The sequence below is a fragment of the Mesorhizobium sp. WSM1386 genome, assembly GCF_055901595.1.
The window spans coordinates 2,840,458-2,854,191 of record NZ_CM148373.1; the positions used below are offsets into that span (position 1 = coordinate 2,840,458).

The window sequence follows — 13,734 nt, forward strand, 5'->3', positions numbered from 1 at the left end:
CATCGGTAATTGCCCGTAATCGCCGGATGGCAATAACGCAGCCCGTCGTGCCGCGGGCAAGACGGGCTGCGGGGTATCCTGCTAGGTCAGAATGAGCACGATCTTGTACGTATCCGGGTCGACGATCACGATCCGGCCGTCGGCGAGTACGAAATACTCATATGACTCATAAGCCGGGACAATCTTGACGATGCGAGCCGGCAAGCGATGCAGCCTGACCTTGTGACGCGGCACCTCGATGCCCACCGAAACGTCGAAGTCGACATTGGCTACGGGCTCGACCTTCGTTTCCTTGATCACCTGGGTGATTTGGGTTTTCTGCTCGACCGTCACATTGTTGATCGAAGCGGTTGAAGTCTTATCCTGCGTAGAGGTCTTGCCCTGGGCCTGCTGGTCCGTGGTGGCGCCGGCGTTGCCCTGAGCCTGCTCATCGGTCTGGACCTTGGCCTTGCCCTGGGCCTGCTGGTCCGTGGTGGCGCCGGCGTTGCCCTGAGCCTGCTCATCGGTCTTCATCTTGGTCTTGCCCTGGGCCTGCTGGTCCGTGGTGGCGCCGGCCTTGCCCTGAGCCTGCTCATCGGTCTTCATCTTGGTCTTGCCCTGGGCCTGCTGGTCCGTGGTGGCGCCGGCCTTGCCCTGAGCCTGCTCATCGGTCTTCATCTTGGTCTTGCCCTGGGCCTGCTGGTCCGTGCTAGTGCCGGCCTTACCCTGGGCCTGCTCATCGGTCTTCATCTTGGTCTTGCCCTGGGCCTGCTGGTCCGTGGTAATGCCGGCCTTGCCCTGGGCCTGCTCATCGGTCTTCATCTTGGTCTTGCCCTGGGCCTGCTGGTCCGTGGTGGTGCCGGCCTTGCCCTGGGCTTGCTCATCGGTCTTCATCTTGGCCTTGCCCTGGACCTGCTCATCGGTCTTCGTTCCGGTCTTGCAGTTAGCCGCCCCGGCGGCGCAGTTTGTATCTGCTCCCTGCTGGCTTTCCGACTGCTGTTGAGCCATCGCCGTTCCACAGCCAAGCCCGATCGCCAGCATGCTGGTGATGAGAACATGTTTCATAGGAAAATCTCCCTGAAAAAATCGTCCCTTCACCGGATAAAACTTCACAAAAAAGGGTTGGTTCCGGGATAAAACCGAGGGACTGCCAAAAGTCATTCGGCACCATCAAATTTAAATGACCAGACCTTGGTGCGATGGGACGTTGATGTTTTCGCCAAATCTGGAGGAAGGAGTGGCTCATCTCCAACGCGAAAACGACGAGGAGTTCGAACGCAGCGGCGCCGACGTCGAGCCGAGAATTGAGGTCGTCGAAGCGTGCGGCGAATGGTTCGTCCGTGTGGTCGGAGACGACCAACAGGACAGCCGTCAGTTCGAACTCGAATCCCTTGCCCTTGCCTATGCAGAGGGCCAGCGCAGGCGTTTGAAACTTGCGGCTATCGTGCGCCTTTAGCAGGCCGGTCGATATATGCGTGAGCTTGGAAGGACATGACGATACGTCCCGCACGTTGCCCGTCAGTGGATACCATGCGCAGCACTGCGACTTGAAGCAAGGCGCTCACCTGGGTTCGTTGTTCATGCTCAGATACGTAGGATCGAACTCGGCAAGCTCTGCAAGCTGATCCCAATCCAGAATGGTGACTGTGTGGTTCACCCAGCTGATGACCTTGGTCTTTTTCAGGGATCCGATGACCCGGTTCATATGCACAACCGAAAGCCCCAGCACATCGGCCATCTCCGCTTGTGAAAGGGGCAGGTTGAAGCTCATGCCGCTGGTACGCTTGACCACCTGCAGGCGAACGAAGAGTTCGCATATGAGATGGGCGAGATGCGAAGTCTTGGAGCGCCTGCCCATTGCCACGATCCATTCGCGGTGAATGGCGCCATCAACCAGTGTGTCGAGCCATAATAACCGCGCCAGGTGCGGAGCCTGTTCGGTAATCGCCTTCAATTTGCTGTGGTCCGCGAACATGACACGGCAAGGCGAAAGTGCGACGATGCCGTGGTCCATCTTCCGGAGCAGGAAGGCATGGAGGTCGACGAAGTCGCCAGGCACTTGCAAGGAAGTGAACTGCCGGCCACCATCCTCGAGCACTTTGTAGCGTGCCGCCAGGCCGTCGAGCAGCATGGTGCTGTAGGCTGGCCGCGATCCTGTCGAGACGAGATCCTGGCCCTTTTCAAAATCTCGTCCAAAAGCGACCGTCTCGGCGAGCAGAGCCTTCTCTTCGTTGGATAGATCGTCATGCTGACTAAGTTGCAGATAAAGCGGTTCCAGCATGGCGGCCTCGGGGCGATCGAAGTGGGAAGCCGATCGCCTGTGTGTCGGGAAGCCGAACCCTAGGCCTTCGGAAGATGACGAACGCTATCATTTGACAGGCTGCGCCAGTTTTCGCGCAAACGCCAGTGCGCACGGGGAACCATTCGCACGTCGACGGATTTAGAACGCTGAGGCTTTCAGCGTGACATGATGAAACGCTACTATTTCGATCTCTATAATGGCGATGGCCTGGTCTCGGACGAGAACGGGCAGCTGTTTGAATCCCCAGAGCAGGCAAGAGCGGAAGCAATTCGCATCTTGCATGACATTGCTCGCGATGAAATGCCGGACCGCGATCTCGTCAAGATAACCCTTAAAATGCGCGACAAGGGTGGGACGCAGGTACTCGAGGCGTCTCTTACCCTCAACGCCGCCTGGACCGCCTGACAGCGTCATCAATGCATGGGCTCGCGGCAGCATCGAATCTTGTGGCGGGCTGTTATCGAAAAACTTGGTACGAAAATAACCAACCGGGTTCATCCCATATCCACATACGCCTTGCCCGGGATCGCAGCACCGACAGCAAGCCTCCACATGGCGATGGAGGAACAAAAAATACCTTTCGGGATTGGAACCTGTGGATTGGAGGATCGGATCCATGGACAGCAGGGAAGAGCGCATCAAACGGCGGGCCTACGAAATCTGGGAACGCGAAGGCCGGCCCACCGGACGTGAGCAGGAACACTGGGACCAGGCTGTGCAGGAGATAGAAGCGGAGGACCCGGAGACCGAACGCGGTCCGGTCGAGGCCGACCCGACAGTCGACGAAGGCTCAAAAAGCTCGAAGGCGTAAAATCACGCCATCTCATTATCCCGGCAACCAAAGTCGGGCAGCGTTGTTTGTCCATTATCAGCCGAGGAGATTGCCATGAGGAGTCCTCTGTCATTTCTGGTGTTGGCCGCCGCCCTTGCGCTCGGCGCATGCGACAACAACACCGAACCGATGAAAGCCAACACCGACGCCATCAACAAGAACCCGCAGGTCGACCAGGACGCCAGGCCCAAGTCCACGACTGGCGGCGACCAGCCGGCGACAGTGCCGAACCAATGAACTCCATTTCGTATTGCGATACCCCTCTGCTGCGCATCGCGTATCTCAGCGGTGGATCGAAGGACGGTGCTCCAGTCGTTCTGCTGCATGGCTGGCCCGACGACGCGACCACTTATGCGCGCATTTCGCCGGCCCTTCATGAGGCCGGCTTTCGGACATTTTCGCCCTGGCTGCGAGGCTGTGGATCGACATCGTTTCTGTCGAAGGAAACCATGCGCTCGGGCGAGATCACGGCGATGGCGCAGGATGTGCTGGACTTCGCCGATGCGCTCGGCCTCAGCCGCTTTGCAATTGTCGGCCACGATTGGGGCGCCCGTATCGCCTACCTGCTGGCGTCGGCTTTCCCGGACCGCATCAAATGCTGCGCCGCGTTGTCGCTCGGCTGGCAACCGGGCAAGCTGGTGACGCCATCACCCGAACAAGCGAAAGCATTCTGGTATCAATGGTTCATGGCGACGGAGCGCGGCGCCGAGTTCGTGCGAAAGAACCGCAAGGAATTCGCCAGATTCCAGTGGGATACCTGGAGCCCATTGGGCTGGTTCGACGATGCCATCTTCGATGAAGTGGCTAAATCCTTCGAAAACCCGGATTGGGCTGAAGTCACGCTGCATTCCTATCGGGTCCGGTGGGAAGAAGCCGAGCCCGATCCTCGCTATGCCGAACTCGCCCGTCGGTCGACATCGGTCAAGATCATCACCGTGCCAACCCTGACGCTTCATGGCGGCGATGACCGCGTGGTGTTGCCTCGATCTTCCGAGGGGTTGGAGGGGCATTTCACCGCGTCCTACAAGCGGTTGGTACTGGATGCCGTCGGGCATTTCCCGACGCGTGAAGCTCCGCAAGAGGTTTCGCGGCTGTTGGTGAATTTCCTCGACAGCCACGGCAAGCAATAGGCACCGCCGCCGCTCAGCCTTTCTTGGCGGAGCGGAACCTCACTCCACCGGCGTGCATTTCGTTTTCACGGATCGCGAAACCGGAACGCCATCCCGCCATCAATCCGCCCGTCATCAACCGGCAGTCAGGAGAATTCAGATGCAAGCTTCGGGTGCAATTTCAGGACGCCATGCTGATTCAACACACCATGCTGGCCAATTGGCCATAGAGCCGTTTGCCGGAACGGTGACGGTACGATTTTCCGACGCCATAGTCGCTGCGACGGAACGGGCGAAAGTGGCGCGGGAAGAAGGACATGAGCCCGTGTTCTATATCCCTTTCGAGGACATCTATTTCGACCTGTTCGAAAAGACGAATACGACAAGCGAGAGCCCGCCTAAGGGAACTGCGAGTTATTGGCGCGTCCATGCCGTGGGCAGCTCGGCCGACGATTTCATGTGGGCATACGAAACGCCGGATACCGCCGCGCGGGCCATTGCGCGTCATGGCACGTTCGATCCGCAAAAGGCACGGATCGATGTCGAACCCGCGGAGGACAAGCGGCACACGCCCCATGTCACGGAATAAATGCCGCGGACACCTGAAGTTTGGGCGAGGCGACACCGGAACCACTGCTAAGGCCTCGAGAACTCCTCATCGAGGATGCGCAGAGCCTCTTCATATTTGGCAGCCGGTGCCCCAACCTGCCGCGACTGCCAGATATTGTCCTCCAGATCGGCGCGCTTCACCGGCAGCGCCAACGGGTTCGAGGCAGCTCGCCGCACGAAGGCGAAATAATCCTCGCCGTCCCTGCGCGACATGGCATCGACAGCAGAAGCAATGGTCGGGCCAAAGCCAGCCTCTTCCAGCCTGGTCCGGCTCCAGCCCTCGCCCTTTTCCACGACGTCATGAAGATAGGCGACGACCTTCTGGTCCATCGTTTCGACAGCGTCGACGACACGCCGGCAGTGTTCGATATAGGGCTGCCCGGTCTTGTCACTCTGCGATGCATGGACCTCTTCCGCAATCTTGGCGGCACGGTAGAAAATGCTCATCTTGCCTGTCCTGGCCGCTCGCGGGCATGTCCAGCGACAGCGGCATTGCAACTCAGTTTCAAATTGGTTGCCGAGATTGTTGTTCCAGGGGCGAGCCGATTTTCTTTAGAGTGCAGTTCCACCTCCACTGCGTCCTTACCATCGTTCCTCGGCATCGTGGTGCGGCAGGTCTATTCCACAGCAGACCCAGCCAAGTCGCTGCCTCGACCCATAGTTGTAGCGCGGCTCCAGTCGAGCCGGATCGTCGAACGTCCCAACATGCAGTGCGATCTCGCCAGGCGATGCATCATAGGCGAGGCTGAGCGGAGATCCGCAGGCGGAGCAAAACCCCCGCCGGGCGATCGGTGAAGACCAGCGATAGGTTGGCGCCTCATTGATCCAGCTCACGCTTTGAGAAGGCACCCAGGCCAGAACCGCGAAAGCACTGCCGGTCGCCCGCCGACACATATCACAATGGCAGTAATGCACTCTCGGTTCGCTTCCGACGCAAAAGCGAATCGTGCCGCACAGACATCCTCCGCTTAGCTCCATCTTGGCGTCCCGCCTGATTTACTGCCTCCCAACGTGTCGCGTGGTCTCATGCGAGCATCTCCATCCGTCTCAGCGGAAACGCCAGTCATTTGCGCCGGTTCCTGTGCCGTCTCAGGAACCAGTCGCGGCGCGTGGCGTTGCGTTTCTTGCTGGCAATGGGAGAGGTGTCGTGGACACATACTACTGCCTCTTGGAGGCGCGCTGATGTCGATGCCGGGCCTGGCATACGGTTCTCTTGGCGACAGATGCATGCATATCTGCGTGGACATGCAGCGGCTGTTTGCCGAGCCGTCTCAATGGGCAACACCCTGGATCACCCGGGTTCTCCCGCAGATCGAGAGGCTGGTCGAAAGACGCGCGCCACAGACGGTCTTTACGCGGTTCCTGCCCGCCCGTAAGCCGGGGCAGGGCGTCGGTACCTGGAGGCGCTATTACGAGCGCTGGGCTTCGATGACGATCGAGTCCATCGGGCCCGAAATGACTGAACTGTTGCCGACATTGGCCGGTTATTGCCCGCCGGCGACAATCATCGACAAGCACATCTACTCGCCCTGGTTCGAAGGGCGCCTCAGGGCCCTTCTGGTGGAGCGCGACATCGACACGCTGGTTATCACGGGTGGCGAAACAGATGTGTGCGTTCTGGCCACTGTTTTGGGGGCCATCGATTTCGGCTATCGCGTCGTCCTCGTCACGGACGCGCTATGCAGTTCTTCAGACGCAACTCATGACGCGCTGCTGACCGTCTATCACCAACGCTTCGCGCAGCAGGTCGAGACGATCGAGATGGAGACGCTTCTCTCCAGCTGGATTTGAAGCCGCCTGCTGAACCAGCTCTGTCGAGTCGGGTTTGAGGCTCAAGCATCCAGATCGATCAAGGCAACGCCCAGTCCGGGGCGCTTGCTGCGGCGCAGATGGCCGGGCGCTTCCACCAACGTGATTTCAAGCGTCGGCCGAACGATGCCGTCAAGCAAATGTCCGCCCCGGGTGGTGCCGTCGCTCAATCCGAGCACCGCATGAACGTGTAGGCTGGGCTTGCCATCGTCGCCAAGCGCAACATCGCCGATCGCGCTCAACACTTCGCATTGTTCGTCGATCGGAATCTTGCGGTAGGTTTTTGCATCCGGATCAAACCAGCCCACCGTGGCTCTTTCGAAAGCGCCGATCGCGGTCAGGGAAGCGCCGTCGACTTTCCGGTCAGCCGCGAAATCCGTAAGGGCCGTGAATGCTTCCTCGCCGGGGTCGAGCACGATGACAAATGTCCGTTGGCCACTGATTTCGTTGACGAGCCGTGATTTCATGGTTGTTCTCCGGACATCAGTCTGCTCCCCCCTTCAATGAGCGTGGTGTTCGGCGTTCCGCTTGCGGGTTGCCGCGGCCTTCTTCGCCGATTCCGATCGGCTTGCGGCGGACCGCGACGCCGACGCCTTGCCGCCGGTCTTGCCGCCCTTATGCGCTGCCGGGTTACCCGTATGCTTGCCGCGGCCAGAGCCGCCTTCCTTCTTGCCGCCGCCATCGTCCTTGTTGACGGTCGCCCACGCACGCCGCTCGGCTTCCTTTTCGGAAACCCCGCGCTTCTCATAGCCTTCGGCTATGTGGTCGGCCTTGCGCTCCTGCTTGTCGGTGTATTTCGATTTCTCGCCGCGTGGCATGACGGTTTCTCCTGTCTGATGGGATTAAGCCTGAACGAAAAGACGGTGGGTGAGTTCCAGCGCCGGGGACATTTAAGCCGCCATTATGAGACCTGATGCGGCACGACAGAAAGTCAGTCACAGCCACGTGAGGAGGGAACATTGTGCTGGACGGGTGGTTTGGTTCGCTTGAGACCCAGCCAGCCAGGAGCCAGCCATGTCCGATGCCAAGATTTCCAATGGCCTGAGCAGACGCATGTTCATGACAGCCTCTGTTTCGGCGGCAGCGGCGATGCCGCTCGCGACCTCCCCGACAAGAGCAGCCCAGCCAGCGTCCGCAAAACCGGCGAAGCCCCGCGACCTGTCGGCGGTTTCCATGCGGATCAACAAACAGGCCTATAACCTCGCCCTCGACAATCGGACGAGCCTGCTAGACGCTCTTCGCGATCATGTCGGCCTGACCGGCACCAAGAAAGGTTGCGATCACGGCCAGTGTGGCGCCTGCACCGTTCTGGTCGACGGAAAGCGGGTGCTCTCCTGCCTGAGCTTCGCCGTGATGAACCACGGCCGCGAGATCACCACGGTGGAAGGCCTGGCTTCGACGGATGGAGAACTCCATCCGGTGCAGCAGGCCTTTGTCGACCATGACGCCTTTCAGTGCGGATACTGCACACCGGGCCAGATCATGTCCGCCATCGGCTGTATCGACGAGGGCCATGCCGGGTCGGAAGATGATATTCGCGAATATATGAGCGGCAATCTCTGCCGCTGCGCTGCCTACCCGAACATCGTTGCGGCGATCGTCCAGGCGCGCGACGAGATCAGGAGGGCCTAGGATGCACCCCTTCGTTTATGAAAGACCAAGCAGCGTCTCCGCAGCGGTCACCATGGCGTCTCGTCGGGATGCACGACATATTCCGCCGACCGAAGCCGACGCGCAGTTTATTGCCGGCGGCACCAACCTGGCCGACTACATGAAGCTTGGCGTTGCGCGGCCAGAGCGATTGCTTGACCTCAACACGCTTGCCGAGCCGGCCTTGCGGCAGGTCAGGATCGGCAATGACGCCATCCGCTTCGGGGCGTTGGTCCGGATGGGGGAAGCTGCCGACAACAAAGACGTCAGGCGTCGTTGCCCGCTGCTTGCCGACAGCCTGAAGTTGGCCGCCAGCGGCCAGCTTCGCAACATGGCGAGCCTTGCCGGCAATGTGCTGCAACGCACGCGCTGTGAGTATTTCCGCGAGATGTCATGGCCCTGCAACAAGCGTGAACCCGGCTCCGGCTGTGCCGCGATGGAAGGGTTCAACCGCCAGCATGCCGTTCTCGGTACCAGCGATGCCTGCATTGCCACCTACCATGGCGATTTCGCACAGGCGCTGATAGCGCTCGATGCTTCTGTCGATATCGAAGGCGAGCGAGGCAAGCGTACCCTTGCCTTTGCCAAGCTGCATCGGCCGCCGGGAGAGACGCCCAACATCGAGACGGATCTTGCCGCCGACGAACTGATCACCGCCATCGAAGTGCCGCTCGCACAGTGGAGCGGCCGGTCGCGCTATCTGAAGATACGCGATCGCGAATCCTACGCGTTTGCGCTGGCATCGGCAGCGGTCGCCCTCGACATGGATGGCGACACGGTAAGAGGCGCGCGCGTCGCACTCGGCGGTGTCGCGACCGTGCCGTGGCGTGCAAGCGCGGCGGAAAACGCGCTGCAAGGCAAGGTGCTCGATGAAGCCGCGGCGCAGAAGGCTGCCGATGTCGCTTTCGCCGACGCCAGACCGCGAGAACACAACGCTTTCAAGATACCGCTCGGCAAGCGCACGCTGGTGCGAGCGCTGCTCGAAACCCGGGACATGAAGGTCTGAGCCATGAACCAAGCTGCACCCGCTCCCAAGGAAAATCAGGGCGATCCGGTTGTCCGTATCGACGCCCGTCTGAAGGTTACCGGACAGGCAAGCTATCCGGCCGACATCGCCACGGCCAACGTCGCTTATGGCGCCCTTGCCACCAGCACTGTCGCCCGGGGCAAGGTTTCCGCGCTCCACACGAAAGACGCCAGGGCGGTGCCCGGTGTGCTGGACATCGTCAGCTACGGCGACATGGACAAGACCGAGACGCCGAAGTTCGGCAACACCGGCGCGAGTTCGATCGGGCCTTTGCACGACAAGACGATTTTCCACGACGGCCAGATCATCGCTCTGGTCGTTGCCGAGACATTCGAGGCGGCCGAGGAAGCAGCGATGTTGATCCGCGCCGACTATGAGGACGAACCGCCCAGCGCCAGCTTCGATTCGAAGGGCACGAAGATGGAGCCTGCGGCAGGCAAAAACCCGATGTTCAAGGAAGATGCCAAGGCCGGCGACTTCGACGCCGCTTGGGCAAACGCGGCTGTGAAGATCGACCAGAAATACTCGACTCCGACCCAGCACCACAACCCGATCGAACTGTTTTCGACCACGGCCATGTGGCAAGGCGACCAACTGACCATACACGAACCTTCCCAGAACGTGACCGGATGGAAGGTGGAGCTGGCGCGCCAACTGAAGCTCGATCCGGCCAATGTGCGGATCATCAGCCCCTATATAGGCGGGGCCTTCGGCTCGAAGGGACCGATGACGGCGCGCACGGCGATCGTTGCCATTGCCGCGCAGCGGATCGGCCGTCCCGTCCGCTGCGTCGTCAGCCGCATGCAGGCCTTCGGCACACAGACCTATCGCGCCGAGACGCGGCATCGAATCCGCATGGGCGCCGGCAAGGACGGCCGCATCACGGCGTTCGGACATGAGGGCTGGGAGGTGACGTCACGCCCTGACCCTTATGTCGTCGGCGGCACGTCCGCCACCGCCCGCATGTACGACTACGGCTCCGTCCTGACGCAGGTTTCATTGGTCCACGCCGACCGCAATACGCCTGGATACATGCGGTCGCCGCCGGAGACGCCTTACGTTTATGCGCTAGAGAATGCCATGGACGAAATGGCCGTTGCGCTCGGCATGGATCCCGTCGAGTTCCGCCGCATCAACGAGCCGCAGAAGGAACCGATCGGCGGCAAGCCATTTTCCAGCCGTTCGCTCATCAAGTGCTACGATCAGGCCGCGGAGGCCTTCGGCTGGGCGAAACGCGAGCCCAAGGCCGGCTCGATGCGTGACGGCGACTGGCTGGTCGGCATGGGCTGCGCGACGGCGATCTATCCGACAGCCGCCGCACCCTGCGCGGCCAGGGTTCGTCTCACCGCCGATGGCGAGGTTCGGGTCCAGTGCGGCTCGCATGAAATCGGCACCGGCGTTCGCACCATCGCCGGCCAGATGGCGGCCGAAAGGCTGGGGGTCGGCATGGACAAGATCAGCGTCGAGATGGGCGACAGTGCCTTGCCGCCGGCTCCCGTGTCAGGCGGATCGATCTCGACGGCCAGTGTCTGCTCGGCGGTCATGAAGGCTTGCGATGCCGTTCGCGAGAAACTGTTCACGGCGGCAGCTGGCAAGGATGGGCCTCTGGCCGGCTCAGGCAACGCGAAGCTGAATATGGCCGATGGAAAGATCGTCGCCGAAACCGGCAAATCGGCGAAGCTCGCCGATGTCTTCAAGGCCATGCAGGTCGGCGCCATCGAGGAATATGCCGAGTTTGCACCTAAGGGCGCCTCACCGGAAGCATTGAACAAGCTCTATGCCGGACAGCCGGAATTCCATGGAGGAGAAGGCGATGAGGATTCGGTGAAATATGCCTTCGGCGCCGAATTCGTCGAAGTGCGCATCAACCGCCATACCCATGAAATCAGAGTGCCGCGCATGGTCGGTGCCTTCGCCGCCGGGCGGATCATGAACACGCGTACCGCGCGCAGCCAGCTGATGGGCGGCATGATCTGGGGCATTGGCCAGGCCCTGCACGAGGCAACGGAGATCGACCAACGCACGGCGCGCTACGTCAACCGCGACCTGCAGGACTATCTGGTGCCGGTCAACGCCGACATCAAGCAGGTCGACGTGATCCTGGTCCCGGAAGTCGACCGTGAGGTCAATCCTGCCGGCGTCAAGGGATTGGGCGAGCTCGGCAATGTTGGAACGGCTGCCGCCGTGGCAAGTGCGGTCTACCATGCCACCGGCAAGCGTATCCGCGATCTGCCGATCAGGATCGAACATCTGATCGTCTGACACGTCGTTTTGGCGGTGTTCTTCCGATGCAGTGACGGGCGTATCACTGCGACGCATGGCGTTGAACACCTACCCGCGGCTCCCCCTGTGGACAGCCTTTCCCTTGGTAGTTCGCGCTCTTTCAGGACGCGTGGTCGACGCCAGGCTCCCCCTCGATGGCATCCCAGGCCGTCGGAAAGGGGTTGCGGTTTGCCCCCGAAAATCAGGAACTCCTCCCGTACCGGTACGTTGACCAGACAAGCCGGGACCCGATCCCGGCCTTCGCAGGCGGCGGGCAACCCGCCACTGAAATCTTCAACGCGAGTACAATGAAAGGCAAGGCCATGGGCTTCTTTTCGAAGGACATCAAGACACTCGACGATCTCTTCGTGCACACGCTGCGCGACATCTACTACGCCGAAAAGCAGATTGAGAAAGCGCTGCCGAAGATGATTGACAAGGCAACCGACCCGCAACTGAAAGCCGGATTTGAAAAACACCTCGACCAGACAAGAGGCCATGTCGAGCGTGTCGAACAGGTGTTCGAATTGCATGGCGTCAAGGCCAAGGAGGTCAATTGCCCGGCTATCGACGGCATTCTCGAGGAAGCCGACGATGTCAGTGGCGACGTCGACGACAAGGAAGTCCTCGATGCGGCGCTGATTGCATCGGCACAGGCCGTCGAGCACTACGAGATGACACGCTATGGCACGCTCATCGCCTGGGCCAAGCAGCTTGGCCGCACCGACTGCGCCAACGTGCTGGCCAAGAACCTCAAGGAAGAACAGGCGACCGACCGCAAGCTCACCGAAATGGCGGAAAGCAAGATCAACCTGCAGGCGGCGGAATAAGGCTGCTCCTGTCGGCTGGCCGGCAGATGCGCCGGCCAGCCGCTAGTTAAGCAATCTCAGCGAGGCGGGTCGACACCCAGGGCCGCCGATTGCTTGCGCAATGCCTCGCGTTCATCCTGCGGCACATGTCGGGCTGCCGTCGTTTCCGCGTAGATGCGGTACGCCCCATAAGCTAGCGCCACTGTGAAAAGCAGACGGGCCATTCATCCTGCTCCTTGCTCATACGTTTCGCTTCAACAGCCTCAGTAACCCCCGACCACCGGCAAAATCTCGCCGGTGATGTAGCTGGAGCATTGCGGCGAAGCGAGAAAGACATAGGCCGGCGCGAGTTCTTCCGGTTGCGCCGGTCGTTTCATTGGCGTGTCCGCGCCGAATTTGGAGACATCTTCCGCCTCTTTGTCCGAGGGATTGAGCGGCGTCCACACCGGACCCGGTGCTACCGCGTTCACCCTTATGCCCTTGCCGATGAGACTGCCCGAGAGAGCCCGTGTGAAGGCATGGATGCCGCCCTTGGTCATCGAATAGTCGACCAGCTGCTTTGAGCCGTCGATGCCGGTTACCGATCCGGTGTTGATGATCGCCGAACCGGGCTTCATGTGCGGCACGGCTTCCTGCGCCATATGAAAATAGCCATAGAGATTTGTCTTCAGCGTCGTGTCGAAATGCTCCTCGGTCAGCTCGCCGAAATCGCTGGAGTGGATTTGGAAAGCTGCATTGTTGACCAGCACATCGATGCGGCCAAATTCCTTCACGATCTGGGCCACCGCGTTGCGGCAGTGATCGCGATCGCTGACGTCGGCCTTGACCAGAACGCAGCGTCCGCCTTCCTTCTCCACTGCGGATTTGGTCTCTTTTGCATCCTTGTCCTCGGCCAGATAGACGATCGCGACGTCGGCGCCCTCGCGGGCGAACAACACCGCCACCGAACGGCCAATGCCGGAATCGCCGCCCGTGATGAGCGCTACTTTGCCGTCGAGTTTTTTCGATCCGAGATAGTACGGCGCATCGTACAGCGGCGCCGGCTCTATCGCCCATTCATGTCCCGGTTTCGGCTGGTGCTGTTCGGGGAAGGGCGGCTCGGGATATTCGCGGGCGCCAGCCTGCATGGCCCCTTGCTGCTTGCCATTGCCTTTCGACTTGTCCTTGGCATCGATGCCACGTTGGATATGGCGCTGCTTTGCCGCTTCGCCGGCTATTTCCGACTTCATCTGCATCATCGTCTCCTTGGCTAGCTTGGAGAAGAAACAACGCATAGCGGACGAAAAGGTTTATGGCTGACGTATCATTCCTTCAAACACCTCGGCGTTTGCAACCCGACGATGTTG

19 protein-coding genes are annotated in these 13,734 nt (G+C 60.6%); 11 read left to right on the forward strand and 8 right to left on the reverse strand.

Going from position 1 to position 13,734, the window contains the following annotated elements; genetic code table 11:
* Positions 1-81 precede the first annotated feature (81 nt).
* Complete coding sequence (locus AC0NIH_RS13815; protein ID WP_474025238.1) at positions 82-1,092, reverse strand: DUF1236 domain-containing protein; 1,011 nt, start codon at positions 1,090-1,092, stop codon at positions 82-84.
* A gap of 97 nt (positions 1,093-1,189) precedes the next feature.
* Between AC0NIH_RS13815 and AC0NIH_RS13820 the strand changes: the two genes are divergently transcribed.
* On the forward strand, positions 1,190-1,435 hold the full coding sequence (locus AC0NIH_RS13820; RefSeq protein WP_473467321.1) for a hypothetical protein: 246 nt from the start codon (positions 1,190-1,192) through the stop codon (positions 1,433-1,435).
* A gap of 105 nt (positions 1,436-1,540) precedes the next feature.
* On the opposite strand, the gene AC0NIH_RS13825 is transcribed toward AC0NIH_RS13820, so the two are convergent.
* Positions 1,541-2,260, reverse strand: coding sequence for a Crp/Fnr family transcriptional regulator (locus AC0NIH_RS13825; protein ID WP_023779008.1), 720 nt, complete (start codon positions 2,258-2,260; stop codon positions 1,541-1,543).
* Between the two features lie 186 nt (positions 2,261-2,446).
* Between AC0NIH_RS13825 and AC0NIH_RS13830 the strand changes: the two genes are divergently transcribed.
* From AC0NIH_RS13830 to AC0NIH_RS13850, 5 genes are all read left to right on the forward strand, one after another.
* The gene (locus AC0NIH_RS13830; protein ID WP_023766246.1) at positions 2,447-2,686 is read left to right on the forward strand and encodes a DUF6894 family protein; all 240 of its coding nucleotides are present in this window, start codon (positions 2,447-2,449) and stop codon (positions 2,684-2,686) included.
* Between the two features lie 211 nt (positions 2,687-2,897).
* The gene (locus AC0NIH_RS13835) at positions 2,898-3,092 is read left to right on the forward strand and encodes a DUF2934 domain-containing protein (RefSeq protein WP_473467323.1); all 195 of its coding nucleotides are present in this window, start codon (positions 2,898-2,900) and stop codon (positions 3,090-3,092) included.
* A 75-nt stretch (positions 3,093-3,167) separates the two neighbouring features.
* Complete coding sequence (locus AC0NIH_RS13840; RefSeq protein WP_473467325.1) at positions 3,168-3,350, forward strand: hypothetical protein; 183 nt, start codon at positions 3,168-3,170, stop codon at positions 3,348-3,350.
* Entirely contained in the window at positions 3,347-4,243 is an 897-nt protein-coding gene (locus tag AC0NIH_RS13845; RefSeq protein ID WP_473467327.1) for an alpha/beta fold hydrolase, read from the forward strand. Before AC0NIH_RS13840 ends, AC0NIH_RS13845 begins: the two co-directional genes overlap by 4 nt.
* A 139-nt stretch (positions 4,244-4,382) precedes the next feature.
* Positions 4,383-4,811, forward strand: a complete 429-nt coding sequence (locus AC0NIH_RS13850; protein ID WP_473467328.1) for a DUF427 domain-containing protein — start codon at positions 4,383-4,385, stop codon at positions 4,809-4,811.
* A 47-nt stretch (positions 4,812-4,858) separates the two neighbouring features.
* On the opposite strand, the gene AC0NIH_RS13855 is transcribed toward AC0NIH_RS13850, so the two are convergent.
* Positions 4,859-5,278, reverse strand: coding sequence for an HD domain-containing protein (locus AC0NIH_RS13855; protein WP_023766241.1), 420 nt, complete (start codon positions 5,276-5,278; stop codon positions 4,859-4,861).
* Between the two features lie 135 nt (positions 5,279-5,413).
* Positions 5,414-5,809 (reverse strand): GFA family protein, encoded by a 396-nt coding sequence (locus AC0NIH_RS13860; protein WP_084018753.1) that lies wholly within the window; start codon positions 5,807-5,809, stop codon positions 5,414-5,416.
* Between the two features lie 204 nt (positions 5,810-6,013).
* Between AC0NIH_RS13860 and AC0NIH_RS13865 the strand changes: the two genes are divergently transcribed.
* Positions 6,014-6,622 carry a cysteine hydrolase family protein gene (locus AC0NIH_RS13865; RefSeq protein WP_023779003.1) on the forward strand — a complete coding sequence of 203 codons (609 nt, stop codon included), beginning with the start codon at positions 6,014-6,016 and terminating at the stop codon, positions 6,620-6,622.
* Positions 6,623-6,663: 41 nt separating this feature from the next.
* Here the strand turns inward: AC0NIH_RS13865 and AC0NIH_RS13870 are convergent, their stop codons facing one another.
* On the reverse strand, positions 6,664-7,107 hold the full coding sequence (locus AC0NIH_RS13870; RefSeq protein WP_473467331.1) for a PPC domain-containing DNA-binding protein: 444 nt from the start codon (positions 7,105-7,107) through the stop codon (positions 6,664-6,666).
* Positions 7,108-7,140: 33 nt separating this feature from the next.
* A complete protein-coding gene (locus AC0NIH_RS13875) occupies positions 7,141-7,458 on the reverse strand; it encodes a plasmid stabilization protein (protein ID WP_473467333.1) in 318 nt (105 codons plus the stop codon).
* Between the two features lie 196 nt (positions 7,459-7,654).
* Between AC0NIH_RS13875 and AC0NIH_RS13880 the strand changes: the two genes are divergently transcribed.
* The 4 genes from AC0NIH_RS13880 (at position 7,655) to AC0NIH_RS13895 (ending at position 12,409) form a co-directional block, all read left to right on the forward strand.
* On the forward strand, positions 7,655-8,272 hold the full coding sequence (locus AC0NIH_RS13880; RefSeq protein ID WP_473467335.1) for a (2Fe-2S)-binding protein: 618 nt from the start codon (positions 7,655-7,657) through the stop codon (positions 8,270-8,272).
* 1 nt (position 8,273) lies between these two features.
* Positions 8,274-9,296: an FAD binding domain-containing protein gene (locus AC0NIH_RS13885; RefSeq protein ID WP_473467337.1), complete on the forward strand. Its 1,023-nt coding sequence runs from the start codon at positions 8,274-8,276 to the stop codon at positions 9,294-9,296.
* Between the two features lie 3 nt (positions 9,297-9,299).
* Positions 9,300-11,579: a xanthine dehydrogenase family protein molybdopterin-binding subunit gene (locus AC0NIH_RS13890; protein WP_473467339.1), complete on the forward strand. Its 2,280-nt coding sequence runs from the start codon at positions 9,300-9,302 to the stop codon at positions 11,577-11,579.
* A 323-nt stretch (positions 11,580-11,902) separates the two neighbouring features.
* Complete coding sequence (locus AC0NIH_RS13895) at positions 11,903-12,409, forward strand: YciE/YciF ferroxidase family protein (protein ID WP_013531567.1); 507 nt, start codon at positions 11,903-11,905, stop codon at positions 12,407-12,409.
* Between the two features lie 56 nt (positions 12,410-12,465).
* Here the strand turns inward: AC0NIH_RS13895 and AC0NIH_RS13900 are convergent, their stop codons facing one another.
* Both AC0NIH_RS13900 and AC0NIH_RS13905 read right to left on the reverse strand, forming a co-directional pair.
* A complete protein-coding gene (locus tag AC0NIH_RS13900; RefSeq protein WP_287274389.1) occupies positions 12,466-12,612 on the reverse strand; it encodes a hypothetical protein in 147 nt (48 codons plus the stop codon).
* A 39-nt stretch (positions 12,613-12,651) separates the two neighbouring features.
* Positions 12,652-13,623, reverse strand: a complete 972-nt coding sequence (locus AC0NIH_RS13905) for an SDR family oxidoreductase (RefSeq protein WP_287274387.1) — start codon at positions 13,621-13,623, stop codon at positions 12,652-12,654.
* Positions 13,624-13,734: the final 111 nt, after the last annotated feature.